Annotated in this window: 23 protein-coding genes; 12 read left to right on the top strand and 11 right to left on the bottom strand. The window is 72.3% G+C overall.

The annotated features are described in order from the left end of the window. Positions 1-44: 44 nt before the first annotated feature. The 4 genes from AB0E83_RS10435 to AB0E83_RS10420 form a co-directional block, all read right to left on the bottom strand. Positions 45-1,193, bottom strand: coding sequence for a hypothetical protein (locus AB0E83_RS10435; protein WP_362108667.1), 1,149 nt, complete (start codon positions 1,191-1,193; stop codon positions 45-47). Further along, positions 1,175-1,903 (bottom strand): ATP-binding cassette domain-containing protein, encoded by a 729-nt coding sequence (locus tag AB0E83_RS10430; RefSeq protein ID WP_362108665.1) that lies wholly within the window; start codon positions 1,901-1,903, stop codon positions 1,175-1,177. The genes AB0E83_RS10435 and AB0E83_RS10430 overlap by 19 nt, the downstream gene beginning before the upstream one ends. Before the next feature lie 202 nt (positions 1,904-2,105). Then, positions 2,106-3,485 carry an aspartate aminotransferase family protein gene (locus AB0E83_RS10425; RefSeq protein ID WP_362108663.1) on the bottom strand — a complete coding sequence of 460 codons (1,380 nt, stop codon included), beginning with the start codon at positions 3,483-3,485 and terminating at the stop codon, positions 2,106-2,108. Continuing rightward, entirely contained in the window at positions 3,470-3,961 is a 492-nt protein-coding gene (locus tag AB0E83_RS10420) for an Lrp/AsnC family transcriptional regulator (protein ID WP_362108661.1), read from the bottom strand. Before AB0E83_RS10420 ends, AB0E83_RS10425 begins: the two co-directional genes overlap by 16 nt. 205 nt (positions 3,962-4,166) lie before the next feature. Here AB0E83_RS10420 and AB0E83_RS10415 point away from each other — a divergent pair, with 205 nt between their 5' ends. The 3 genes from AB0E83_RS10415 to AB0E83_RS10405 all read left to right on the top strand — a co-directional run bounded on the left by AB0E83_RS10415 (position 4,167) and on the right by AB0E83_RS10405 (position 7,586). Next, the gene (locus AB0E83_RS10415; protein WP_362108659.1) at positions 4,167-5,603 is read left to right on the top strand and encodes a gamma-aminobutyraldehyde dehydrogenase; all 1,437 of its coding nucleotides are present in this window, start codon (positions 4,167-4,169) and stop codon (positions 5,601-5,603) included. A gap of 131 nt (positions 5,604-5,734) precedes the next feature. Further along, positions 5,735-6,922 carry a spermidine/putrescine ABC transporter substrate-binding protein gene (locus AB0E83_RS10410; protein ID WP_362108657.1) on the top strand — a complete coding sequence of 396 codons (1,188 nt, stop codon included), beginning with the start codon at positions 5,735-5,737 and terminating at the stop codon, positions 6,920-6,922. Positions 6,923-7,040: 118 nt separating this feature from the next. Next, a complete protein-coding gene (locus AB0E83_RS10405; RefSeq protein ID WP_362108655.1) occupies positions 7,041-7,586 on the top strand; it encodes a hypothetical protein in 546 nt (181 codons plus the stop codon). Here the strand turns inward: AB0E83_RS10405 and AB0E83_RS10400 are convergent. The 5 genes from AB0E83_RS10400 to AB0E83_RS10380 form a co-directional block, all read right to left on the bottom strand. Then, entirely contained in the window at positions 7,552-8,715 is a 1,164-nt protein-coding gene (locus AB0E83_RS10400; protein ID WP_362108653.1) for a serine hydrolase domain-containing protein, read from the bottom strand. The two genes, AB0E83_RS10405 and AB0E83_RS10400, sit on opposite strands and share 35 nt — an antisense overlap. Positions 8,716-8,812: 97 nt before the next feature. Beyond that, positions 8,813-9,523, bottom strand: coding sequence for a response regulator transcription factor (locus AB0E83_RS10395; RefSeq protein WP_362108651.1), 711 nt, complete (start codon positions 9,521-9,523; stop codon positions 8,813-8,815). Continuing rightward, positions 9,520-10,668, bottom strand: coding sequence for a histidine kinase (locus tag AB0E83_RS10390; protein WP_362108649.1), 1,149 nt, complete (start codon positions 10,666-10,668; stop codon positions 9,520-9,522). Before AB0E83_RS10390 ends, AB0E83_RS10395 begins: the two co-directional genes overlap by 4 nt. Continuing rightward, a complete protein-coding gene (locus AB0E83_RS10385) occupies positions 10,668-11,369 on the bottom strand; it encodes a glycerophosphodiester phosphodiesterase (protein WP_362108647.1) in 702 nt (233 codons plus the stop codon). The genes AB0E83_RS10390 and AB0E83_RS10385 overlap by 1 nt, the downstream gene beginning before the upstream one ends. 21 nt (positions 11,370-11,390) lie before the next feature. Continuing rightward, positions 11,391-12,422 (bottom strand): adenosine deaminase, encoded by a 1,032-nt coding sequence (locus AB0E83_RS10380; RefSeq protein ID WP_362108645.1) that lies wholly within the window; start codon positions 12,420-12,422, stop codon positions 11,391-11,393. A gap of 74 nt (positions 12,423-12,496) precedes the next feature. On the opposite strand from AB0E83_RS10380, the gene AB0E83_RS10375 reads away from it, so the two are divergent. Then, positions 12,497-13,177, top strand: a complete 681-nt coding sequence (locus tag AB0E83_RS10375; RefSeq protein ID WP_362108643.1) for a DUF4190 domain-containing protein — start codon at positions 12,497-12,499, stop codon at positions 13,175-13,177. Here AB0E83_RS10375 and AB0E83_RS10370 read toward each other — a convergent pair. Next, positions 13,148-13,729, bottom strand: a complete 582-nt coding sequence (locus tag AB0E83_RS10370; protein WP_362108641.1) for an NADAR family protein — start codon at positions 13,727-13,729, stop codon at positions 13,148-13,150. The genes AB0E83_RS10375 and AB0E83_RS10370 overlap by 30 nt on opposite strands. A gap of 175 nt (positions 13,730-13,904) precedes the next feature. Between AB0E83_RS10370 and AB0E83_RS10365 the strand changes: the two genes are divergently transcribed. From AB0E83_RS10365 to AB0E83_RS10330, 8 genes are all read left to right on the top strand, one after another. Then, complete coding sequence (locus AB0E83_RS10365) at positions 13,905-15,419, top strand: gamma-aminobutyraldehyde dehydrogenase (protein WP_362108639.1); 1,515 nt, start codon at positions 13,905-13,907, stop codon at positions 15,417-15,419. Positions 15,420-15,497: 78 nt separating this feature from the next. Continuing rightward, positions 15,498-16,745, top strand: a complete 1,248-nt coding sequence (locus AB0E83_RS10360; protein ID WP_362108637.1) for a spermidine/putrescine ABC transporter substrate-binding protein — start codon at positions 15,498-15,500, stop codon at positions 16,743-16,745. Between the two features lie 40 nt (positions 16,746-16,785). Further along, positions 16,786-17,934, top strand: coding sequence for an ABC transporter ATP-binding protein (locus tag AB0E83_RS10355; RefSeq protein ID WP_362108635.1), 1,149 nt, complete (start codon positions 16,786-16,788; stop codon positions 17,932-17,934). Next, entirely contained in the window at positions 17,931-18,860 is a 930-nt protein-coding gene (locus tag AB0E83_RS10350; protein WP_362108633.1) for an ABC transporter permease, read from the top strand. The genes AB0E83_RS10355 and AB0E83_RS10350 overlap by 4 nt, the downstream gene beginning before the upstream one ends. Beyond that, positions 18,860-19,654, top strand: coding sequence for an ABC transporter permease (locus AB0E83_RS10345; protein ID WP_362108631.1), 795 nt, complete (start codon positions 18,860-18,862; stop codon positions 19,652-19,654). Before AB0E83_RS10350 ends, AB0E83_RS10345 begins: the two co-directional genes overlap by 1 nt. A 37-nt stretch (positions 19,655-19,691) precedes the next feature. Further along, positions 19,692-21,110: an FAD-dependent oxidoreductase gene (locus AB0E83_RS10340; protein ID WP_362108629.1), complete on the top strand. Its 1,419-nt coding sequence runs from the start codon at positions 19,692-19,694 to the stop codon at positions 21,108-21,110. 131 nt (positions 21,111-21,241) lie between these two features. Next, on the top strand, positions 21,242-21,724 hold the full coding sequence (locus tag AB0E83_RS10335) for a hypothetical protein (RefSeq protein ID WP_362108627.1): 483 nt from the start codon (positions 21,242-21,244) through the stop codon (positions 21,722-21,724). Between the two features lie 105 nt (positions 21,725-21,829). After that, the gene (locus tag AB0E83_RS10330; protein WP_362108625.1) at positions 21,830-23,632 is read left to right on the top strand and encodes a glycoside hydrolase family 18 protein; all 1,803 of its coding nucleotides are present in this window, start codon (positions 21,830-21,832) and stop codon (positions 23,630-23,632) included. A gap of 24 nt (positions 23,633-23,656) precedes the next feature. Here the strand turns inward: AB0E83_RS10330 and AB0E83_RS10325 are convergent, their stop codons facing one another. Further along, positions 23,657-23,956, bottom strand: a complete 300-nt coding sequence (locus AB0E83_RS10325) for a hypothetical protein (RefSeq protein WP_362108623.1) — start codon at positions 23,954-23,956, stop codon at positions 23,657-23,659. Positions 23,957-24,171: the final 215 nt, after the last annotated feature.

Raw genomic sequence — 24,171 nt, 5'->3', positions numbered from 1 at the left:
GGTGGCCCGTGGCGACGGGGCCTCCCGCTTTTCCCGCCGGGCGGTCAGGCGGTCAGCGGCAGGGCGGCCAGCTCGCCGATCAGCCAGGTGAGCGGGGTGAAGACGGCGAGCAGTGCCCCGGCCCGGAGGAGGGCGGCGGTGCGCAGCACGGTCGGCGGGGCGCCGAGCCGGGCCAGCGCCGCGGCGGTGTGGGCCCGGCCCTGGCGGGACTCCAGGGCGGCGGTCAGCAGGGTCGCCGTGGTGCAGGCCAGGACGACGCCGGCGCCGAGGGCGGTGAGCGGCCCGAAGGCGGCGGGGCCGTCCCCCGCCCCGTACAGGGTGGCGGCGGCGAGGGTGCCGGAGAGCACCGCGCAGACCACGCCGAGGGGGCGGCCGATCCGGTCGGCCTCGTCCATGAGGACGCGGCCGGCGAGGAGGCGGACGGCTCCGGGGCGGACGGCCTGGAGGAGCCGTCCGCTCAGGTGGGTGAGGCCGGGGCCGGCGAGGGCGAGGCCGATCGCGGTGAGCACCCAGCCGGCCAGGACGCCGGCGGGGGAGCCGTCGAAGCGGCCGGGCAGGGCGACGCCCTCCCCGCCGCCGCGGCCCGCGTACGTCTCCACCGCGAGGCCGGCGGCGACGAGCGCCACGCCCCACGGGAGGCCGGTGGGGACGGGGCGGGCGGCGCCCTCGGGGGCGGGGGTGCCGGTGCGGGGGCGCAGGGCGAGGCCGGCGGCGCAGGCGCCGGCGACCGGCACGATCGCGAGCAGGGTGAGGGCGGCGGCCAGCGGCAGCGGCTGGTCGGCGGCGAGCAGCCCGGCCGCGGCCCCGTCGAAGGGGAGGCCGGTGATGTCGCCGCGCAGGTGCAGGTAGAGGAGGAGGGCGACCAGGGAGCCGAGGGTGCAGGCGACGGCGGTCGAGGTGGCGGCGATGGCGGTGAGCCGGGCCGGGCCGAGGCCGATCGAGGAGAGCCCGGGGCGGGGCCGGGTGGCCGGGTCGGTGCGGGCGACGGCGACGGCGAACTGGACGGTGGCGGCGATCGGCAGCGCGCACCAGAGGAGCCGGAGCGCGGAGGCGGAGGAGTGCTCGGGGTGGCCGACGGCGTAGCCGAGGGTGCACAGCAGCAGGAAGCCCACGCCGGCGGCGGCCGCGGCGACGAGGAGCCGCCGCAGCTGCACGAGCGGGTGGGAGCCGCGGACTAGACGGAGAGCGAGCACGCGGCGACGCCCTCCGCCCCCGAGGCGGGCGGCACGCTGCCGGCCCGGCGACCGTCGAGCAGGGTGACCGTGCGGTCGGCGAGCGCCGCCACCTCGCCGTCGTGGGTGGCGAGGAGCACGGTGATGCCGTGCGAGCGGGCGGCGGCGGCGAGGGTGCGGAGCACCTGCGTGCCGTCGGCCCGGTGCAGGGCGGCGGTGGGTTCGTCGGCGAAGAGGACCGACGGGCCGGCGGCGAGCGCGCGGGCGATGGCGGTGCGCTGGCGCTGCGACCGGGTGAGGCCGTGCGGGCGGGTGCGGGCGCAGGCGCCGATGTCGAGGCGGTCCAGCCACTCGCCGGCGGCGGTCCGCGCGGCCCGGTGGGGGACGCCCCGGAGCATCAGCGGGAGGGCGGCGTTCTCCCAGGCGGTGAGTTCGGGGACGAGGTCGGCGTCGGGGCCGATCCAGCCGAAGCGTTCGCGGCGGAGCCGTTCGCGGCGGGCGGCGGGGAGGGTGTGGACGGGGGAGCTGTTGAACCAGACCTCGCCCTGCTGGGCGAGGAGTTCGCCGGAGAGGCAGCGCAGGAGGGTGGTCTTGCCGCTGCCGCGGGGGCCGGTCACCGCGAGGATCTCGCCCTCGCGGACGCCCACGGAGACGCCGCTGAGGGCCTGGGTGCCGCCCAGGGTGCAGTGCAGGGAACGCGCCCAGAGCACGTCGTTGTCCGGTGGGGCCATCGCGTACACCTCGATGTCGGATCCGATTCTTGCGTTCCCCCGTCCGGGGGAACGAGGGGCGGGCCTGTCGGTCACTGGGCACCGTAAGGAGTCGGATCCGGTTGTACGGACAGCACGCGGCCCGGGCCGCCGCCATCCACTCGGATGGCGGCATGCCCGGGCCGGGGTCACGCCGTGAGGGCGGCGTGGCGCTGGGGGACCCTTACAGCTTGGTCCACGCCTCGGTCAGCACCGTGCGCAGGATGCCCTCGATCTCGTCGAAGGTGCCCTGGTCGGCGATGAGCGGCGGGGCCAGCTGGATGACCGGGTCGCCACGGTCGTCGGCGCGGCAGTACAGGCCGTTGTCGAACAGCGCCTTGGAGAGGAAGCCGTACAGGACGCGCTCCACCTCCTCGTCGTTGAAGGACTCCTTGGTGGCCTTGTCCTTGACGAGCTCGATGCCGTAGAAGAAGCCGTTGCCGCGGACGTCGCCGACGATCGGGAGGTCGTGCAGCTTCTTCAGGGTGTCGAAGAAGTTGCCCTCCTGGTCGAGGACGTGCTGGTTCAGGCCTTCCTTGTCGAAGATGTCCAGGTTGGCGATGGCGACCGCCGAGGACACCGGGTGGCCACCGAAGGTGTAGCCGTGCAGGAAGGTGTTGTCGCCCTTGTAGAACGGCTCCGCGATGCGGTCCGAGACGATGCAGGCGCCGATCGGGGAGTAGCCCGAGGTCATGCCCTTGGCGCAGGTGATCATGTCCGGCACGTAGCCGAACTTGTCGCAGGCGAACATCGTGCCGAGGCGGCCGAAGGCGCAGATCGTCTCGTCGGAGACGAGGAGCACGTCGTACTGGTCGCAGATCTCGCGGACGCGCTGGAAGTAGCCGGGCGGCGGCGGGAAGCAGCCGCCGGCGTTCTGCACCGGCTCCAGGAAGACGGCCGCGACGGTGTCGGGGCCCTCGAAGAGGATCTGCTGCTCGATCTGGTCGGCGGCCCAGCGGCCGAAGGCCTCGGGGTCGTCGCCGTGGATCGGGGCGCGGTAGATGTTGGTGTTCGGCACCTTGTGCGCGCCGGGGACCAGCGGCTCGAAGGGGGCCTTCAGGGCCGGCAGGCCGGTGATGGAGAGGGCGCCCTGCGGGGTGCCGTGGTAGGCGACCGCGCGCGAGATGACCTTGTACTTGGTGGGCTTGCCCTTGAGCTTGAAGTACTGCTTGGCGAGCTTCCACGCGGTCTCGACGGCCTCGCCGCCGCCGGTGGTGAAGAAGACCTTGTTGAGGTCGCCCGGGGCGTAGTGGGCGAGGCGCTCGGCGAGCTCGACGGCCTTGGGGTGGGCGTACGACCACACCGGGAAGAACGCGAGTTCCTGGGCCTGCTTGTACGCGACCTCGGCCAGCTCCTGGCGGCCGTGTCCGGCGTTGACCACGAAGAGGCCCGCGAGGCCGTCGAGGTAGCGCTTGCCCTTGTCGTCGTAGATGTAGGTGCCCTCACCGCGGACGATGGTGGGGACGGGGTTGTTCTCGTACGACGACATGCGGGTGAAGTGCATCCACAGGTGGTCGTAGGCGGTCTTGGAGAGGTCCTGGCTCACGGCTATCGGGTTCCCCACATATAGGTCTGCTTCTTGAGCTTCAGGTAAACGAAGCTCTCGGTGGAGCGCACGCCGGGGAGCGTGCGGATCCGCTTGTTGATCACTTCCAGAAGGTGGTCGTCGTCCTCGCAGACGATCTCCACCATCAGGTCGAAGGAGCCCGCGGTCATCACCACGTACTCGCATTCGGGCATGGCCGTCAGCGCTTCCGCGACCGGATCCAGGTCACCCTCGACGTGGATGCCGACCATCGCCTGCCGTCGCAGGCCCACGGTGAGCGGGTCGGTGACGGCGACGATCTGCATGACGCCCTGGTCGAGGAGCTTCTGGACGCGCTGCCGCACGGCCGCTTCGGAGAGGCCGACGGCCTTGCCGATGGCGGCGTAGGGGCGGCGGCCGTCCTCCTGGAGCTGCTCGATGATCGCCAGGGAGACGGCATCGATCGTCGGGGACGAACCGGTTCCGGTTCTGGAGTCTGTGCTTCGACTGGCCACGTCCTCACTGTGCACCGAGATGCGCCGTCGTGCAACCCCGAAGCGATGTAATTCGTTGTCGGAGGCCCTTGATCACACTGAATCCGAAGTCGAGGGGCGTTGGGGCTGTCGAAAGCGTCGTCCGAACAAGTAGGCTGAGGTGTCTCAGCCATCGGGACGCCGCACAAGGTCGTGCGAAGACAGAACGTGACAGGAGGGGTGGCAAGTGACCACCGAGCTGCGCCGGCTGCGCAACTACATCGACGGGGAGTTCCGCGACGCGGCCGACGGCCGCACCATCGACGTGATCAACCCGGCCACCGGTGAGGTGTACGCGACCTCCCCGCTCTCCGGGCAGGCGGACGTCGACGCCGCCATGGAGGCCGCCGCGGCCGCCTTCCCCGCCTGGCGCGACACCACGCCGTCCGAGCGCCAGAAGGTGCTCCTCAAGATCGCCGACGCCTTCGAGGAGCGCGCCGAGGAGCTCATCGCCGCCGAGGTCGAGAACACCGGCAAGCCGGTCGGGATCACCGCGAGCGAGGAGATCCCGCCGATGGTGGACCAGATCCGCTTCTTCGCGGGTGCCGCCCGTCTCCTCGAGGGCCGCTCCGCCGGCGAGTACATGGAGGGCATGACCTCCATCGTCCGCCGCGAGCCCGTGGGCGTCTGCGCCCAGGTCGCGCCGTGGAACTACCCGATGATGATGGCCGTGTGGAAGTTCGCCCCGGCCCTCGCCGCGGGCAACACGGTCGTCCTCAAGCCCTCGGACACCACCCCGGCCTCCACGGTCCTGATGGCCGAGATCATCGGCTCCATCGTGCCCAAGGGCGTCTTCAACGTCATCTGCGGCGACCGCGAGACCGGCCGCGCGATGGTCGAGCACCCGACCCCGGCGATGGCCTCCATCACCGGTTCCGTCCGGGCCGGCATGCAGGTCGCCGAGTCGGCGGCCAAGGACGTCAAGCGCGTCCACCTGGAGCTGGGCGGCAAGGCCCCGGTCGTCGTCTTCGAGGACACCGACATCGCCAAGGCCGTCGAGGACATCTCCGTCGCCGGCTTCTTCAACGCCGGCCAGGACTGCACCGCCGCCACCCGCGTGCTCGTCCACGAGTCCATCCACGACGAGTTCGTCGCCGCCCTCGCCAAGGCCGCGAGCGAGACGAAGACCGGGCAGCCGGACGACGAGGACGTGCTCTACGGCCCGCTCAACAACGCCAACCAGCTGAAGCAGGTCTCCGGCTTCATCGACCGCCTCCCGGCCCACGCCAAGGTCGAGGCCGGCGGCCACCGCGTCGGCGACAAGGGCTACTTCTACGCCCCGACCGTCGTCTCCGGCCTGAAGCAGGACGACGAGATCATCCAGAACGAGGTCTTCGGCCCCGTCATCACCGTCCAGTCCTTCGCCGACGAGGCCGAGGCCCTGGAGTTCGCCAACGGCGTCGAGTACGCCCTGGCCTCCTCCGTCTGGACCAAGGACCACCAGCGCGCGATGCGCATGTCCCGGTCGCTCGACTTCGGCTGCGTGTGGATCAACACCCACATCCCGCTGGTCGCCGAGATGCCGCACGGCGGCTTCAAGAAGTCCGGCTACGGCAAGGACCTCTCCGCGTACGGCTTCGAGGACTACACGCGCATCAAGCACGTGATGACCTCGCTGGGCTGAACCGCCCGGTAGCCCTCCCGGCCCGGCCCCGGCACCCGTCGATCCTTGATCGACAAGGTGTCGGGGCCGGGCCGCGCCGCTCGACGGACCGTCCATTGCGACGGTCCGGCGCCGGACGCGAAGCTTCCCGGGTGAGAGCGATCCCCAGGAACACCCCGTCGCGCCGGTCCGTCCTGCGGGGGCTCGGCGCCGCCGGCGCCGCCGGCCTCCTCGCCGCCTGCGGCGTGCGGCCCGCCTACGTCCCCGAGGGCGAGCGGGCCGGCCGGGACCTGTCCGGCCGCGAGCGCAGCCTCACCTTCGCCAACTGGCCGCTCTACATCGACACCGACGACGAGGACACCGCGAAGCGGCCCACCCTCGACGCCTTCCGGAAGCGCACCGGCATCTCCGTCCGCTACACCGAGGAGATCAACGACAACGACGAGTTCTTCGGCAAGGTCGGCCCGGCCCTGATGAACGGCCAGGCCACCGACCGCGACCTCGTCGTCGTCAGCGACTGGATGGCCGCCCGCTTCGTCCGCCTCGGCTGGGTCCAGAAGATGGACCGGGCCGCCCAGGCGAACGTCGCCGCGCACCTCGACCCCCAGCTGCGCCGGCCCGCCTTCGACCCCGGCCGCCTCCACGCCGTGCCCTGGCAGTCCGGCATCACCGGCATCGCCTACAACCGGCGCGCGCTCGGCCGGGAACTGCGCTCCACGCGCCAGCTGTGGGACGCCGACCTGCGCGGCAAGGTCACCCTCCTCTCCGGCCTCGACGAGGCCGTCCCGCTGCTCATGCAGGGCGACGGCGCCGACATCACCCGCTGGACCGCCGACGACTTCCACGCCGTCTGCGACCGGGTCGAGGCACTGGTCCGCGAGAAGCACATCCGCCGCTTCACCGGCAACGACTACATCAAGGACCTGTCGAGCGGCGACGTGCTCGCCTGCCAGGCGTACTCCGGCGACGTCATCCAGCTCCAGGCCGACAACCCCGACATCGCGTTCGTCGTCCCCGAGGAGGGCGGCGAACTGTGGGCCGAGTCGCTGATGATCCCCAACCTCGCCCGCCACAAGGCCAACGCCGAGAAGCTCGTCGACTACTACTACGAGCCCGAGGTCGCCGCCGAACTCGCCGCCTGGGTCAACTACGTCTGCCCGGTCCCCGCCGCCCAGGCCGTCCTCGCCGACTCCGGCGACGAGGAGCTGGCCGCCCTCGCCGAGGACCCGCTGATCTTCCCCGACGCGCGGATGCGCGACAGGCTCGCCACCGCGCGCGACATCACCTCGGCCGAGCGCAAGGAGATGGCCCGGAGGTGGAACTCCCTCGTCGGACTGTGAGCCGGCCGGGACCCGGCGCAGGCCACCGCGGTCCCGCCCCGCCGCTCGCTTCCGCACGTGTCCGAGGCTCCCCGCACCCGGTTTCTGAACATGTTCAAGAGGGGCGTACGCTACCCCCATGAGCGACTCGAACGGGCCGAGAGCCCTTCTCGCGCGCATCCGCGCCTGGCTGATCCTCTTCGTCGTCTGTCTCGTCCTGAGCGGGGCCACCGCCTTTCCGCTCGTCACCGAACTCCGCTGGCTCGACTCCTCCTTGACGGGGTGGGCCGCACCCGTCGCCGAGGCGCTGCCCGGGCTCGCCGAGTGGATCCACACGGTGGCCGGCGGGGTCGAGGCGGCCGGTGCCGACGCCCCGTACCTCCTCTACGGCACCGACTGGCTGGCCTTCGCCCACCTCGTCATCGCCGTCGCCTTCTACGGCCCCTACCGCGACCCGGTCCGCAACATCTGGGTCGTCGAGTTCGGCATGATCGCCTGCGTCGGCATCATCCCGCTCGCCCTGATCTGCGGGCCGATCCGGGACATCCCCTTCTGGTGGTCGGTGATCGACATGTCCTTCGGGGTCTTCGGGATCCTGCCGCTGCTCCACGTCCGGCGGCTCATCAAGCGGCTGGAGGCCGCCCAGGGGGTCACTCCGACGGCAGCCCGTACGTCGCCAGCATGATCTCCTGGGCCGTGCGGTTCATGCCCTGGCCCTTCGCGTCCGTCGCGTTGACGCCGTAGACCAGGGTCCGCTCGCCGTGGCGGGTCGAGGCGATGGCCGCGTTGTAGCCCCAGCGGCCGCCGGTCTTGCCCCACACCTCCCGCCCGCCCAGCCGCTTCATCGACAGACCGGCGGAGTACGCCGCCGGAGCGCCGGTCGAGAAGTCGGCCACCGGGGGGAGCGTGAACATCTCCTCCAGGAGCGGGCCGCGCACCACCCGGCCCGCGAACAGGGCCCGGGTGAACCGCTCCAGGTCCGCCGTGGTCGAGACCAGGTCGCCGGCCGCCCAGCCGTCCGTCACCCGCCACACCGACACGTCCCGCAGCCCGGTCGTCCCGTCCTCCCGCCGCATCAGCTGGTAGCCGTGGTTGTACGAGCCCCGGATCTCCGTCTCGTGCCCCGGCAGGTAGGTGTCCCGCAGGCCGAGCGGGCGCAGGATCCGCCGCTCCACCTGGTGCTCGTACGTGTCGCCGGTGACCCGCTCCACGAGCAGGCCCGCGATCGTGTAGCCGATGTTCAGGTAGTGCTGCCGGGTGCCGGGGCGGAACTCGCGGGGCTTCGCCGTCGCCGAGCGGACCAGCTCCTCCGGCTCGTGGACGTCGAAGCGGTGCGCGTACCACTCCTCCACGGTCGTCCCCGGCAGGTCCGCGGCCGGGATGCCGTGGGTGTGGTTCAAGAGCTGGCGGACCGTCACCGTCGCGTACCGCCCCGGGATCAGCTCCGGCAGGTACGAACGGGCCGTGCGGTCCAGGTCGACCCGGCCCTCGGCGGCCAGCTGGAGCACCGTCGCCGCCGTGAACACCTTCGTCACCGAACCGGCCCGGAAGCGGCCCGCCGGATCGGCCGGCGCCCCCGACTCCAGGTCGCGCACGCCCGCGCTCCCCGCCCAGGCGCCCTCGGTGCCGCCGATCCGGACCAGGGCCGCCGTCGCGTCGGCGCGCGGCAGCCCCGCGAGCACCGAGGACAGGTCGGGGGCCGCCGCCGCGACCGCCGGGACCGGCTGCGCGAAGGCGGGGGAGAGGACGGCCGGGCCCGCCGCGACGCCCAGGGCCAGGGCGGCGGCGAGCAGGGTGCGGGTGGTGCGCTTCATGGACGGACTCCTCGGCTGTGGGCTGTCGTTCCCGATGCCCCCAGCCTTCCGGAGCGGCCCCCGCGGGCGGATCGCCCGCACCGGCGGTCCCCGCGGGTCAGCGCCTCGCCGGGGCGGGGGAGGGGCCGGCGTCCGGGAATCCCCCCGGCGGGGGAGACGCCGGCGCCACCAGACCCGTCTCGTAGGCGCAGATCACCGCCTGGATCCGGTCCCGCAGCCCCAGCTTCGCCAGGACGTTGCCCACATGGGTCTTCACCGTGTGCTCGCTGACCACCAGCTCCGCCGCGATCTCCGCGTTCGACAGGCCCCGCGCGAGCAGCAGCAGCGTCTCCCGCTCCCGGCCCGTCAGCACGTCGAGCCGGGGGTCCGGCGCCGCCCGGCGCGGTCCGCCCGCCGTGTACTGCTCCACCAGGCGCCGCGCCACCGAGGGCGCGAGCAGCGAGTCGCCCGCCGCCACCACCCGGACCGCGTGCACCAGGTCGTCCCGGCGCACGTCCTTCAGGAGGAAGCCGCTCGCGCCCGCGTGCAGCGCCTCGTACACGTACGCGTCCGAGTCGAAGGTCGTCAGGATCACCGTCCGGCAGGCGCTCTCCGCGCTGATCGTCCGGCACGCCTCGATGCCGTCCATCCGGGGCATCCGGATGTCGAGGAGCGCCACGTCCGGCCGGTGCCGCCGCACCGCCTCCACCGCCCGCGCCCCGTCCGCGGCCTCGGCGACCACCTCGATGTCCTCCTGGACGTCGAGGATCAGCGCGAAACCGCTGCGGACCAGCTCCTGGTCGTCGGCCACCACCACACGGATCGTCACGTTCCCACCTCCGTGCCGGAGGGTACGGGCAGCTCCGCCCGCACCTCGAAACCGGTGCCGTCCGGGCCGGGCCCCACGGCCGCCGTGCCGCCGTGCGCGGCCGCCCGCTCCCGGATCCCCGTCAGGCCGTGACCGGCCGGCCCCGCGCCCGGGGAGGCCGGGCCGCGCCCGTCGTCGCGGACCAGCACGGTCAGCAGCCCGCCGGACCGGCCGACGCGGACCGTGGCGGTACGGGCCCGGGCGTGCCGGACCGTGTTGGTCAGCGCCTCCTGCACGATCCGGTACGCGGTCGCCGCGAGCGGGGCGGGCACCCCCGCCACCGGCCCCGAGACCTCGTACCGCACGTCGAGCCCGCCGGCCCGCACCCGGTCGAGCAGCGCGGGCAGCCCGTCCAGGTCCGGCTGGGGCGAGCGCCCGTCGCCGGCGTCCTCCTCCCGCAGCACGCCCAGCATCCGCCGCAGCTGGCCCATCGCGTCCCGCCCGGTCGCGGAGATCGCCTCGAAGGCGGCCTCCGCCCGCTCCGGCGCCTTCCGCACCGCCACCGGACCGGCCTCCGCCTGCACGATCATCAGGCTCACCGCGTGCGACAGGATGTCGTGCATCTCCCGGGCGATCCGGGCCCGTTCGCGCGCGGCCGCCCGCTCCGCCTCCACCAGGTGCGCCCGCTGCCGGGCGTCGGTGAGCCGGCCGAGGACGTAGGCCGCCCCGAACACGAAGAGGGAGAAGGTGAGTTCGCGGGCCGACCGGGTGTTGAGCCACACCGACACCGGCACCGCGACGAGCAGCAGCGCCGCCGCCGTCAGCCGCTTCCACGGCGGCGAGAGCACCGCGATCGTGTAGACGCACACCAGCCCCTGGTACGGCAGCGGCTGCCCCGGCCCCTCCACCGCCAGCCGGTACAGCGCGCTCGCGGCGACCACCGCGAGCAGCACCGCCATCGGCGCCCGCCGCCGCCACACCAGCGGCAGCACCGTCAGCGTCGTCAGCCCGTAGGCGGTCCAGGTCGCCGGCGGCAGCTCCGGCGGACGCGGCACCACGAAGGGCATCGTCACCGCCGCCTGCACGAGCAGCGCGATCCCGGCGTCCACCGCCCCCGGATGCGCGGCGCCCCACTCCCGGGCCTGCCCGAGCCCCCGTATGCCCATCAGCCGTTCCGGTCCCGGGCCGGGGTCCGCAGGACGGCGGCGAGGACGTCGACCCGGTTGGTGGTGATCGAGTCGACCCCGTGCGCGACCAGCCGGCGCATGGTCCTGCGGGTGTCCGGCGTCCAGGCCGAGACGAGCAGCCCGTCCCGGTGCACCCGCTCCACCAGCGCCTCGCCGACCAGCCCGAAACGGTAGTTGAGCCATTTCGGGCGGACCGCGTCGAGGAGCACCGGCCGCGGCGGGGCCAGCGAGGTCCAGGTGAGCGCGATCTCCGCGTGCGGGTCGGCGGCCCGCACCTGGAGCATCGCCACCGAGCCCGCGCAGTAGAAGACCCGCTCCCCGGCGCCGGCCTCGCGGACCGCGCCGACGATCCTGCGGACCGACGCCTCGTTCCCGCCGGGCAGGTCGAGCATCAGCCGGCGGTCCCCGGCCGCGAGCAGCGCGTCGCGGAGCGTCGGCACCCCGCCGTACGTCAGCGCGCGCAGCTCCTCGTGGGTGAGCGAGGCGAGCGGACGGTCGTGGCCCCACAGCCGCTTCAGGGTGTCGTCGTGGAGCAGGACGGGCACCCCGTCCTTCGTCAGCCGGACGTCGACCTCGACCGCGTCCGCGCCCCGCTCGAAGGCGGAGCCGATCGAGGGGAGGGTGTTCTCACGGGCGCGGTACGGGTCGCCGCGGTGGCCTACGACAGTGACGGTTCGCATGGGCCCATTCTTTCGGCGGCCTCAGCGGGCCAGCCACTCCTCGGTGTACGTGTCGATCTCGGCGGCCAGCCGCGCCTTGCCGGCCGGGTCGAGGAAGGACGCCTCCACCGCGTTCTTCGCGAGGGCGGCGAGGCCGCGCTCGTCGAGGCCGAGGAGCCGGGCGGCGACCGCGTACTCGTTGTTCAGGTCGGTGCCGAACATCGGCGGGTCGTCGCTGTTGACCGTCACCAGGACGCCGGCGTCGGCCATGGCCCGGATCGGGTGCTCGTCGAGGGTGGCCACCGCGCGGGTCGCGATGTTGGAGGTCGGGCAGACCTCCAGGGCGATCCGGTGCTCGGCCAGGTACGCGAGCAGCTCGGGGTCCCGGACGGAGCTGGTGCCGTGGCCGACGCGCTCGGCGCCCAGCTCGCGGATCGCGTCCCAGACCGTCTGCGGGCCGGTGGTCTCGCCGGCGTGCGGCACCGAGCGCAGCCCGGCCGCCCGGGCCCGGTCGAAGTACGGCTTGAACTGCGGGCGCGGCACCCCGATCTCCGGGCCGCCCAGACCGAAGGAGACCAGCCCCTCGGGGCGGACGCCGTCCGCGGTGGCGAGCCGCGCGGTCTCCTCGGCGGCCTCCAGGCCGGCCTCGCCGGGGATGTCGAAGCACCAGCGCAGCACGGTGCCGAACTCGGCCTCCGCCGCCTTGCGGGCGTCCTCGATCGCCGCCATGAAGGCCCGCTCGTCGATGCCGCGGCGGGTGGAGGAGTACGGAGTGATCGTCAGCTCGGCGTAGCGGATGTTCTGCCGGGCCATGTCCCGGGCGACCTCGAAGGTCAGCAGCCGGACGTCCTCGGGGGTGCGCACCAGGTCCACGACGGACAGGTACACGTCGATGAAGTGCGCGAAGTCGGTGAAGGTGAAGTAGTCGGCCAGCGCCTCCGGGTCCGTGGGGACCTTGGAGTCCGGATGCCGGGCGGCCAGCTCGGAGACGATCCGGGGCGAGGCGGAACCCACGTGGTGGACGTGCAGCTCGGCCTTGGGCAGGCCCGCGATGAAGGGGTGGAGATCGGTCATCGGGTCATCGTAGGCCGGTCGGGGACGGGCGTCCGCGACGCCGTAGCATGACGGGACCACGAGGGGAGCCCAGATTGTCCGACACCGCAGACCCGCGCCCGCAGGACCGGGGGGCGAGCGACCCGTGGGCCCCGCCGGAGCGCCGGGAGGAACCGGTGGACCTCGGCAAGCGGCCGGTGCACGACCAGCCGACGGTCACCTCGATACCCACCGGGGACCCCCTCCCCGCCCAGGGGCCCGCCCCCGCCGGGGAGCCGTCCGCCGGAGAGCTGCCGCCGCCCCCGGTCGCGCCCGGCGGGCCGGCCGCGTTCGGCGCGCCGGCGCCCCCGTACGGCCACCCGCCCGCCGGCCCCTCCGCGTACGGCTATCCGGCGGCCGGTCCCACCTCCTACGGCTATCCGCCGGTCCACTCCCTGCCGTACGGGCCGCTGCCCGGCCAGAACAACGGCATGGGCACGGCCGGCATGGTGCTCGGCATCATCGGCACCTGCCTCTTCTGGTTCTACGGCGTCCCGTCGATCGTCCTCGGCGTCCTCGCCCTGATCTTCGGCATCCTCGGCCGCAAGCGCGCCCACCGCGGTGAGGCGAGCAACGGCGGGACCGCCACCGCGGGCGTCGTCCTCGGCATCGTCTCCATGGTCCTCGGGACGGCGCTCATCGCCTTCGTCGTCTGGGCCGTCATGGTCCTCGACGACCACGAGAAGAGCGACCCGGGCGAGTCGACCTCAGCGGTCCTCGTCGTCGGCGACCGCTGAGCCGTCCTCCGTACGCAGCCGCTCCCGGGCCTCCATCAGCGCGAAGCCCAGCAGGTTGAGCCCCCGCCAGCGGGCGGGGTCGTGGGCACCGGGGTCCCCGGCGGCGAGCCCGATGCCCCAGACCCGGTCCACCGGGCTGGCCTCCACCAGGACGCGGCGGCCGGTTCCCAGCAGATAGCTCCGCAGCCCCTCGTCCGAGGCGAACTTGTGGACGCTGCCGGCCACCACGATCCCGGAGCGCTCCCGCGCCCACACGGTCTCGTCGAAGCCGCGGACCAGCCGTCCCGCGTTCTTCGCCTGCGCCGGGGTGGGGGCGGCGAGCGCCGCCTCCTCCGCCTCCGCGTCGCCGAAGAGGCGCGCCTTCCCGGCCATCATCCAGTGCTCGGCCGTCGCGTACCGCACGCCGTCGACCACGAAGGGCGACGGCCACCACTGGCTCAGACAGCTCGCCGAGAGCCGTCCGTCCGGGGCCGGCCGGTGGCCCCAGAAGTGCAGCCACTTGACCTTCTCACCCCTGCTGACCTGCTGCGTCAGCGCCTCGACCGTCATCATGCACGGGAGTCTGGCACGCGCGACCGACACTCCGTAGGAAGATTTTCCCGCGGCCTCGACACTTGGTCGACCGATTCCGTCGGGTAACCAAAAGGCAACAACGGAATCCCTTGTTCGTGTCGGGTCCCTCTGTCAGGATCGGCACTCAATTCGAGCTGGGACAACGGAGAGCGTCATGGGCAACCGCTTCCAGGTGACGGACCGCTTCGCGGACGGCGCGCAGTACATCGGCGGAAGGCTCCGTCCAGGAACCTCGGGAGAGACCCACAGCGTCGTCGACCCCGCCACCGGCGAGAGCGTGTACACCTACGCGCTCGCCTCCACCGCGGACGTCGACGCCGCCGTGGCCGCCGCCGAGGCGGCCTTCCCCGGCTGGGCGGGCGCCACCCCCGGCGAGCGTTCCGACGCCCTGCACCGCTTCGCCGCGGTCCTCGCCGAGCGGGCCGAGGACTTCGCCCGGGTCGAGTCCCTCCAGTGCGGCAAGCCGATCCGGCTCACCACCGAGTTCGACGTGCCCGGCACGATCGACAACACCGCCTTCTTCGCCGGCGCGGCCCGCCACCTCCAGGGCCAGTCCGCCGCCGAGTACTCCGGTGACCACACCTCGTACGTCCGGCGCGAGCCGATCGGCGTGGTCGGCTCCATCGCGCCCTGGAACTACCCCCTCCAGATGGCCGCCTGGAAGATCCTCCCGGCGATCGCCGCCGGCAACACGATCGTCCTGAAGCCGGCCGAACTCACCCCGCTCACCTCCCTGATGTTCGCCCTGGCGGCGACGGAGGCGGGCATCCCCGACGGCGTGGTCAACGTCGTCACCGGCACGGGCCGGGTGGCCGGCGAGCACCTGGTCGGCCACCCGGGCGTCGCCATGACCTCCTTCACCGGCTCCACCCCGGTCGGCAAGCGGGTCGCCGAGGTCGCCACCGCCACCGTGAAGCGGCTCCACCTGGAGCTCGGCGGCAAGGCCCCGTTCGTCGTCTTCGACGACGCCGACCTGGAGGCCGCCGCGCACGGCGCCGTCGCCGCCTCCCTCATCAACACCGGCCAGGACTGCACCGCCGCCACCCGCGCCTACGTGCAGCGGCCGCTCTTCGACGCCTTCGTCGCCCGGGTGGCCGAACTGATGGAGACCGTCCGGCTCGGCGACCCCTTCGACCCGGCCACCGACCTCGGCCCGCTGGTCTCGCACGCCCAGCGCGACCGCGTCGCCGGCTTCGTCGAGCGGGCCCGCGGGTACGCGACCGTCGTCACCGGAGGCGAAGCCCCTGGTGGAGAGCTCAAGAACGGCGCATACTACCGTCCCACCCTGATCACCGGCGCCGCGCAGGACAGCGAGGTCGTGCAGTCGGAGATCTTCGGACCGGTCCTGGTGGCCCTGCCCTTCGACGGCGACGACGAGGGCATCCGGCTCGCCAACGACACCCCGTACGGCCTCGCGGCCTCCGCCTGGAGCCGCGACGTCTACCGGGCGAACAGGGCCACCCGCGAGATCAAGGCCGGCTGCGTCTGGGTCAACGACCACATCCCGATCATCAGCGAGATGCCGCACGGCGGCGCCAAGGCGTCCGGCTACGGAAAGGACATGTCGGCCTACTCCTTCGAGGAGTACACCCAGGTCAAGCACGTGATGTTCGACAACACGGCGGTGGCGGCCAAGGACTGGCACCGCACGATCTTCGGGGACCGGTAACTCATTCGATATGCGGCTACCGCCGCGTGGCACCAGCCGCCCGACCAGCGGCGCAACCATCCCGAAAGGGCACAGCGCATGGAGCAGTACGAGCCCGACCGCCTGTCCGCCGCGCAGCTGGCGGCGATCCGGCGCAGCATGACGAACGGCCGTGGTGCCCTCAGCCGCCGCTCGCTGCTGCGGGCCGGCGGCGTGGGCGCGCTCACGGTCGGCGGCCTGGCCGGTCTGACCGCCTGCGGCATCCCGCCGGCCAAGCGGGAGGGGCAGGGCCCGGCGTCCACCGACTTCTCGGCCAAGGAGAAGACGGTCAGTTTCTCCAACTGGACCGAGTACATGGACGTCAGCGAGGACGAGAAGTCCCGCCCCACCCTGGAGGCGTTCACGAAACGCACCGGGATCAAGGTCAAGTACACCGAGGACATCAACGACAACGTCGAGTTCTTCGGCAAGATCAAGCCGCAGCTCGCGGCCGGCCAGGACACCGGCCGCGACCTGATATGCGTGACCGACTGGCTCGCCGCCCGCATCATCCGGCTCGGCTGGGCGCAGAAGCTCGACCCGGCCAACCTCCCCCACGCCTACGCGAACCTCTCCGCCCAGTTCCGCCGCCCCGACTGGGACCCGGGCCGCGCCTACTCGTACCCGTGGACCGGCATCTCCACCGTCATCGCCTACAACGTGAAGGCGACCGGCGGGAAGAAGGTCGACTCGGTCTCCCAGCTCCTCGACGACCCCGCCCTCAAGGGCCGGGTCGGCCTGCTCACCGAGATGCGCGACACCGTCGGCATGACCCTGCTCGACATGGGCAAGGACCCGGGGGCGTTCACCGACGCCGACTACGACGCGGCGATCGGCCGCCTCCAGAAGGCCGTCGACAAGAAGCAGATCCGCCGCTTCACCGGCAACGACTACACCTCCGACCTGGACGGGGGCGACATCGCCGCCTGCCTCGCCTGGGCCGGCGACGTCATCCAGCTCCAGGCGGACAACCCGGACATCCGGTACGCGATCCCGGCCGCCGGGTACATCACCTCCACGGACAACCTGCTCGTCCCGACGAAGGCCCGCCACAAGGCCAACGCCGAGAAGCTCATCGACTACTACTACGAGCTTCCCAACGCCGCCCAGCTGGCCGCCTACATCAACTACGTCTGCCCCGTGGACGGGGTGAAGGACGAGCTCGCCAAGATCGATCCCGAGCTGGCGGACAACACCCTCATTCTCCCGGACAAGGCCATGGCCAAGAAGTCCCGCGCCTTCCGCTCGCTGACCAGCGAGGAGGAGACGGCGTACGAGGAGAAGTTCGCCAAGCTCATCGGCGCCTGAGCCGTCGTCCACCCTTCACGTAGATCCGGGACCGCAACCCATGACTGACCAGACCACCGGCGGCGACGTCCGACTCACCGGGATCAGCAAGACCTACGGCGCCTTCACCGCCGTCCACCCGCTCGACCTCACCGTGCCGCAGGGCTCCTTCTTCGCCCTGCTCGGCGCCTCCGGCTGCGGCAAGACCACCACCCTGCGCATGATCGCCGGCCTGGAGGACCCCTCCACCGGCACCGTCTTCCTCGGCGACCGCGACGTCACCGACCTCCCGCCCTACAAGCGGCCGGTCAACACCGTCTTCCAGTCCTACGCGCTCTTCCCGCACATGGACATCTCCGAGAACATCGCCTTCGGCCTGCGCCGCCGCGGCATCAAGTCGGTGAAGAAGCAGGTCGACGAGATGCTGGAGCTCGTCCAGCTCGGCGACAAGGCCCGCCACAAGCCGCACCAGCTCTCCGGCGGCCAGCAGCAGCGCGTCGCCGTGGCCCGCGCCCTCATCAACCACCCGCAGGTGCTCCTCCTCGACGAGCCGCTCGGCGCCCTCGACCTCAAGCTGCGCCGCCAGATGCAGCTGGAGCTCAAGCGGATCCAGACCGAGGTCGGCATCACCTTCGTGCACGTCACCCACGACCAGGAGGAGGCCATGACCATGGCCGACCAGGTCGCGGTCATGAACGGCGGCCGGGTCGAGCAGCTCGGCGCCCCCGCCGACCTGTACGAGAACCCGCGGACCACCTTCGTGGCCAACTTCCTCGGCACCTCCAACCTCATCGAGGCCGAGGTCGTCGAGACGGGCGCGGACGTCGTCGTCACTGCCGGCGGCGGCAAGCTCCGGGTCCCCGGCGACCGCTGTACGGACGCCGTCCGCCGGGGCGGCAAGCTCCTCGTCGGCGTCCGCCCCGAGAAGATCTCGCTCGCGCACGCCGACGACGCGGGCACGATCGCGGACGGCCGCAACCGGGTCACCGGCCGGATCGCCGACTCCTCCTTCATCGGCGTCTCCACCCAGTACGTGGTGAACTCGCCGGCCGGGGCGGAGCTCCAGGTCTACGAGCAGAACATCGAGCGCGACGCGCGGCTCGTCCCCGGCGCCGAGGTCGTCCTGCACTGGAACCCGGCCCACACCTTCGGCCTCGACGCCACGCAGGACATCGACGCGGGCGTGGAGACGGTGGAGGACGCCTCGTGACCGCCACCCTCACGAAAGAGGCCCCGGGGCCGGTCGAGGAACCGGTGCTGCGCAAGCCTCCGACCCGCAAGCGGCTCGTCCCCTACTGGCTGCTGCTCCCCGGCATCCTCTGGCTGCTCGTCTTCTTCGCCCTGCCGCTCGTCTACCAGGCGTCCACCTCGGTGCAGACCGGCTCCCTCGAAGAGGGCTTCCGGGTCACCTGGCACTTCCGGACGTACGTCGACGCCTTCGCCGAGTACTGGCCGCAGCTGCTGCGCTCCCTGCTGTACGCCGGCACCGCGACCTTCCTCTGCCTGCTGCTCGGCTACCCGCTCGCGTACCTCATCGCCTTCAAGGCCGGCCGCTGGCGCAACCTGCTGCTCGTCCTCGTGATCGCGCCCTTCTTCACCAGCTTCCTCATCCGGACCCTGGCGTGGAAGACGATCCTGGCCGACGACAGCCTCGTGGTGGACGCGCTCAACGCGCTGCACGTCCTCGACGTGACGAGCTGGCTCGGCTGGACCGAGGGCGAGCGGGTGCTCGCCACCCCGATGGCGGTCGTCTGCGGCCTCACGTACAACTTCCTGCCGTTCATGATCCTGCCCCTCTACACCTCCCTGGAGCGGATCGACGGCCGGCTGCACGAGGCCGCGCAGGACCTGTACGCCTCCCCGGCCACCACCTTCCGCAAGGTGACCTTCCCGCTGTCGATGCCCGGCGTCGTCTCCGGCACGCTGCTCACCTTCATCCCGGCGAGCGGCGACTACGTCAACGCCGAACTGCTCGGCTCGACCGACACCAAGATGATCGGCAACGTCATCCAGTCGCAGTTCCTCCGCGTCCTCGACTACCCGACGGCCGCCGCCCTGTCCTTCATCCTCATGGCGATCGTGCTGTTCATGGTCACCGTCTACATCCGCAAGGCCGGAACGGAGGACCTCGTCTGATGACCTGGCTGCGCAAGAACCTCGTCGTCATCGCGGGCCTGCTGACGCTCGCGTACATGATCCTGCCGAACGTCGTGGTCATGGTGTTCTCGTTCAACAAGCCGAACGGGCGCTTCAACTACTCCTGGCAGCGGTTCTCCCTGGACGCCTGGAAGGACCCCTGCGGCGTCGCCGACCTGTGCGAGTCGCTGACGCTCTCGCTCCAGCTCGCCGCCTGGGCCACGGTCGGCGCCGTCGTCCTCGGCACGATGATCGCCTTCGCGCTCGTCCGCTACCGCTTCCGGGCGCGCGGCGCGATCAACTCGCTGATCTTCCTGCCGATGGCGATGCCCGAGGTCGTCATGGCCGCCTCGCTGCTCACCCTCTTCCTCAACATGGGGATCGAGCTGGGCTTCTGGACGGTCCTCATCGCCCACATCATGTTCTGCCTGTCGTTCGTCGTGACGGCGGTCAAGGCCCGGGTCATGTCCATGGACCCGCGCCTGGAGGAGGCCGCGCGCGACCTCTACGCCGGGCCCGCGCAGACCTTCCTGCGGGTCACCCTGCCGATCGCCGCGCCCGGCATCGCCGCCGGCGCGCTGCTCGCCTTCGCGCTCTCGTTCGACGACTTCATCATCACCAACTTCAACGCGGGCTCCACCGTGACCTTCCCCATGTTCGTCTGGGGCTCGGCCCAGCGCGGAACCCCCGTTCAGATCAACGTCATCGGCACCGCGATGTTCGTCCTCGCGGTACTGATCGTCGTGGCCGGACAGATCATCACGAACCGGCGCAAGAAAACAGCAACAGCCTGAGCGAAGGCCGTCTCAGGCACCGAAGGAGTTGGAAACCATGGCCCCAGTCGCCATGCGTCTCGCTGCGAAATCTCTCTCCGACGCCCAGCCCGTCCCCTTCTGGCTGGAAGACCCCGGCAAGCCCGGCGCCCTGCCCGCCCTCACCGGCACCGAGAAGTGCGACCTCCTGGTGATCGGCGGCGGCTACAGCGGACTGTGGACCGCGCTCCTCGCCAAGGAGCGCGACCCCTCCCGGGACGTCGTGCTCATCGAAGGCCGCGAGGCGGGCTGGGCCGCCTCGGGCCGCAACGGCGGCTTCTGCGCCGCCTCCCTCACCCACGGCCTCGGCAACGGTCTGGCCCGCTGGCCGGAGGAGCTGCCGCGGCTGGAACGGCTCGGCGCGGCCAACCTCGACGCCATCGAGGAGGCCGTCGCCCGCTACTCCCTGGACTGCGACTTCGAGCGCACCGGCGAGATCGACGTCGCCACCGAGGCGTACCAGGTGGAGGAGCTCCACGAGCTCTACGAGGAGGCCGACCGGCTCGGCCTCGCCGGGGGCCTCACCCTCCTCGACCGGGACGCCGTCCGCGCCGAGGTGAACTCGCCGACCTTCGTCGGCGGCCTGTGGGACCGCGACGGCGTCGCCATGCTCCACCCGGCGAAGCTCGCCTGGGGCCTCAAGCGGGCCTGCCTCGACCTCGGCGTGCGGATCTTCGAGAACACCCCGGGCCTCGACCTGGTGTCGGCCGGCGCCGGCATGGCCGTGCGCACCCCGTACGGCCGGGTCGCCGCCCGCCGGGTCGCCCTCGGCACCAACGTCTTCCCGTCGCTGGTCAGGCGGCTGCGCCCGTACACCGTCCCGGTCTACGACTACGCGCTGGTCACCGAGCCGCTGACCGACGAGCAGCTCGCCTCGATCGGCTGGAGGAACCGGCAGGGCCTCGGTGACTCCGCCAACCAGTTCCACTACTTCCGGATCACCGCCGACCACCGGATCCTGTGGGGCGGTTACGACGCCGTCTACCGCTTCGGCGGCAAGGTGCAGGCGGAGATGGACCACCGCCCGGAGACGTACCTCAAGCTGGCCGAGCACTTCTTCACCTGCTTCCCGCAGCTGGAGGGGGTCCGCTTCAGCCACGCCTGGGGCGGCGCGATCGACACCTGCTCGCGCTTCTCGGCCTTCTTCGGCACCGCCCACCAGGGCAAGGTGGCGTACGCGCAGGGCTACACCGGCCTCGGCGTCGGCGCCACCCGCTTCGGCGCCGAGGTGATGCTCGACCTGCTCGCCGGGGAGCGCACCGAGCGGACCGAGCTGGCCATGGTCCGCTCCAAGCCGCTGCCGTTCCCGCCGGAGCCGATCGCCTGGGCCGGCATCGGGATCACCAAGTGGTCGCTGGCCCGCGCCGACGCCAACGGCGGCCGGCGGAACCTCTGGCTGAAGACGATGGACAAGCTCGGCCTCGGCTTCGACAGCTGACCCCGCCCCCCCGGTCTGTGATTCAGATCACAGGCTGGGGGTAGGGAAACCCGCGTAAGAGCGGGGAACCCTCGCGCTCTCTCCGTGTGGACGCGCACCTCCGCGCGCCCGCACGGAGAGGAGCACGCACGATGACACCTACGGGGGCCCCCGGCGTCAAGGCCGCGGTGGAGTGGCTGGCCGCCGTCGCACCGGATCCCGACGCCTGCCGCTGGGAGTGGGAGCGCAACCCGCACGGGGTCACCCTGCTCCCCGCCGGCCTGCGGTGGGACGTCCTGATCCTGCCGGGCGGACTCGGCCACCCCGCCCTCGACGTCCTCACCCGCCTGGTCGACCGGCCCGGCCCGGTCCTCGCCGACTTCGGCGACTCCCGCGTCGGCTTCTTCGTCCCGCCCGGCACCGCCGCCCGCTGGCTCGGCACCGGGGTGCGCGGCGCCGGCCCCGGCACCTGGATCGTCGTCCCGCACCCGGGGCGGGCCACCGGGGGAGTGCGCTGGCTGGTGGTGCCGGACGGCCTGGGCACCCTCACCGACCCCGCGCTGCTGGAACTGGCCATGCACGAGGCCGCGGGCGAGCTGGCCCGCGAGCGGCCGTCCGGAGGGAGCCCTTCCTGAGGCCCCCGCCCCAACCCCCGTCCCGTACAGAGGTCTTGACCACTCGATTGGTCTGGACCATGCTGTGGCGCGCTCCACTCCGATCCCCCACCCCCGGAGGCAGTCGTGGACCGCACCAGACCCCTCACCCTGCTCCTCGCGGGCGCGCTCGCCGTCGGCGGGCTCGCCGCGCTCTCCCCGGTCGCCCGGGCCGCCGACTCCGAACTCGCCCGCAACGGCGGCTTCGAGGCCGGCCTGGACGGCTGGAGCTGCACCGCGGGCAGCGGCGCCGTCGTCACCTCGCCCGTGCACGGCGGGACGAAGGCGCTCCAGGCCACCCCGGCCGGAAGCGACAACGCCAAGTGCTCCCAGACCATCACCGTGCGCCCCAACTCGGCGTACACGCTGAGCGGCTGGGTCCGGGGCAGCTACGTCTACCTGGGCGTCACCGGCACCGGCACCACCGACGGGTACGCCTGGACCCAGTCGGCCCCCGACTGGCAGAAGCTCACCAAGACCTTCACCACCGGCGCGAACACCACCTCCGTCACGGTCTACACCCACGGCTGGTACGGCACCCCCGCCTATCAGGCCGACGACCTCTCGCTGTACGGCCCCGGCGGCGACCCGGTCCAGATCCCCGCCGTCCCGACGGGCCTCACCGCCGGCAGCCCCACCTCCACCTCGGTGCCGCTCAGCTGGCCCGCGGTCGCGGGAGCCACCTCGTACCGGATCTACCGCGGCGGCACCGCCGTCGGCACGGCCACGGGCACCTCCTACACCGCCACCGGCCTGACCCCGAGCACCGCCTACAGCTTCCAGGTCTCGGCCGTGAACAGCGCCGGCGAGTCCGCGAAGTCCGCGGCCGTCACCGCCACCACGACCTCCGGGGGCGGCGGGGGAGGCGGCGAACTGCCCGCCCGGGCCCTCGTCGGCTACCTCCACGCCAGCTTCGCCAACGGCTCCGGCTACACCCGGATGGCCGACGTCCCCGACTCCTGGGACGTCATCAACCTCGCCTTCGGCGAGCCGACCTCGGTGACCTCCGGCGACATCCGCTTCAGGCTCTGCCCGCAGACCGAGTGCCCGAACGTCGAGTCCGAGGCCGACTTCAAGGCCGCCATCAAGGCCAAGCAGGCCGCCGGCAAGAAGGTCCTCATCTCCATCGGCGGCCAGAACGGGCAGGTCCAGCTCGCCACCACGGCCGCCCGCGACGCCTTCGTCTCCTCCGTCTCGAAGATCATCGACGAGTACGGCCTCGACGGCCTCGACATCGACTTCGAGGGCCACTCGCTCTCGCTCCAGAACGGCGACACCGACTTCCGCAGCCCGACGTCACCGGTGATCGTCAACCTGATCCAGGCGGTCAAGACCCTCAAGGCCAAGTACGGCGCGAAGTTCGTCCTGACCATGGCCCCCGAGACCTTCTTCGTCCAGCTCGGCTACCAGTTCTACGGCTCCGGCCCCTGGGGCGGCCAGGACCCGCGCGCCGGCGCGTACCTCCCGGTCATCCACGCCCTGCGCGACGACCTCACCCTGCTCCACGTCCAGGACTACAACTCCGGCCCGATCATGGGCCTGGACAACCAGTACCACTCCATGGGCGGCGCCGACTTCCACATCGCCATGACCGACATGCTGCTCACCGGCTTCCCGGTCGCCGGCAACGCCGAGCGCTTCTTCCCCGGCCTCCGCCCCGACCAGGTCGCCATCGGCCTGCCGGCCTCCACCCAGGCGGGCAACGGCCACACCACCCCCACCGAGGTGAACAAGGCCCTGGACTGCCTCACGAAGAAGCAGAACTGCGGCACCTACCAGACCCACGGCACCTGGTCGTCCCTGCGCGGCCTGATGACCTGGTCGATCAACTGGGACCGCTTCAACAACTGGGAGTTCAGCCGGAACTTCGACGCGTACGACTGGAGCTGACCCGAACCGCCGCGAGGCGGCGGGTCACCCCGTCACCTCGCGGAACAGGCGGGCCGGAACGGCACGGGGGTCCGGCCCGCCCAGCTCCGCCAGCGCCGTGCGCAGGTCGAGGGGCACGGCCCGGATCCGGGCCGTGACCGCCCGCTCCAGCGTCCGCACCGCCACCCGGGCGCCGTCCGCCCCCGCCGGCGCGGGATGGACCAGGACGCACTCGGGCGGCCCCCCGTCCGCCCGCAGCCCGAGCGCGTGCGCGTAGAAGGACCCCTGGTACAGGTCCTGCGGCGCGATCTTCTTCTCCCCGTACGCCTTGTACTTGACGTCCACCGGGAGCCGCCGGCCGCAGCCGGAGACCAGCAGGTCCGGGCGGGCGGTCCGGCCACCGCTCCCACGGGAACTCCGTGCGGATCCGCTCGGCCTCCTCGTCCGCCGCCTCGACGGCCGCGCGGTACCGCTCCGCGTCGAAGACCCGCAGGGCCTCGTCGACCGGCCAGTACGGCAGGGTCTCGGCGTGGCCGTCGGTGACCGGGCGCAGCGCGCAG

The sequence above is a fragment of the Streptomyces sp. NPDC035033 genome (assembly GCF_040636735.1).
GTDB lineage: Bacteria > Actinomycetota > Actinomycetes > Streptomycetales > Streptomycetaceae > Streptomyces.
Note: the sequence above shows the minus strand (reverse complement) of the source record. Positions and strands in the feature narration are given on the sequence as shown.

What these genes read in the sequence shown, in the direction of transcription:
- AB0E83_RS10355 (WP_362108635.1), top strand. Translation starts at nt 16,786, where the DNA reads ATGACTGACCAGACCACCGGCGGCGACGTCCGACTCACCGGGATCAGC.
- AB0E83_RS10430 (WP_362108665.1), bottom strand. Translation starts at nt 1,903, where the DNA reads ATGGCCCCACCGGACAACGACGTGCTCTGGGCGCGTTCCCTGCACTGC.
- AB0E83_RS10345 (WP_362108631.1), top strand. Translation starts at nt 18,860, where the DNA reads ATGACCTGGCTGCGCAAGAACCTCGTCGTCATCGCGGGCCTGCTGACG.
- AB0E83_RS10340 (WP_362108629.1), top strand. Translation starts at nt 19,692, where the DNA reads ATGGCCCCAGTCGCCATGCGTCTCGCTGCGAAATCTCTCTCCGACGCC.
- AB0E83_RS10380 (WP_362108645.1), bottom strand. Translation starts at nt 12,422, where the DNA reads ATGACCGATCTCCACCCCTTCATCGCGGGCCTGCCCAAGGCCGAGCTG.
- AB0E83_RS10360 (WP_362108637.1), top strand. Translation starts at nt 15,498, where the DNA reads ATGGAGCAGTACGAGCCCGACCGCCTGTCCGCCGCGCAGCTGGCGGCG.
- AB0E83_RS10365 (WP_362108639.1), top strand. Translation starts at nt 13,905, where the DNA reads ATGGGCAACCGCTTCCAGGTGACGGACCGCTTCGCGGACGGCGCGCAG.
- AB0E83_RS10385 (WP_362108647.1), bottom strand. Translation starts at nt 11,369, where the DNA reads ATGCGAACCGTCACTGTCGTAGGCCACCGCGGCGACCCGTACCGCGCC.
- AB0E83_RS10370 (WP_362108641.1), bottom strand. Translation starts at nt 13,729, where the DNA reads ATGATGACGGTCGAGGCGCTGACGCAGCAGGTCAGCAGGGGTGAGAAG.
- AB0E83_RS10405 (WP_362108655.1), top strand. Translation starts at nt 7,041, where the DNA reads ATGAGCGACTCGAACGGGCCGAGAGCCCTTCTCGCGCGCATCCGCGCC.
- AB0E83_RS10390 (WP_362108649.1), bottom strand. Translation starts at nt 10,668, where the DNA reads ATGGGCATACGGGGGCTCGGGCAGGCCCGGGAGTGGGGCGCCGCGCAT.
- AB0E83_RS10335 (WP_362108627.1), top strand. Translation starts at nt 21,242, where the DNA reads ATGACACCTACGGGGGCCCCCGGCGTCAAGGCCGCGGTGGAGTGGCTG.
- AB0E83_RS10400 (WP_362108653.1), bottom strand. Translation starts at nt 8,715, where the DNA reads ATGAAGCGCACCACCCGCACCCTGCTCGCCGCCGCCCTGGCCCTGGGC.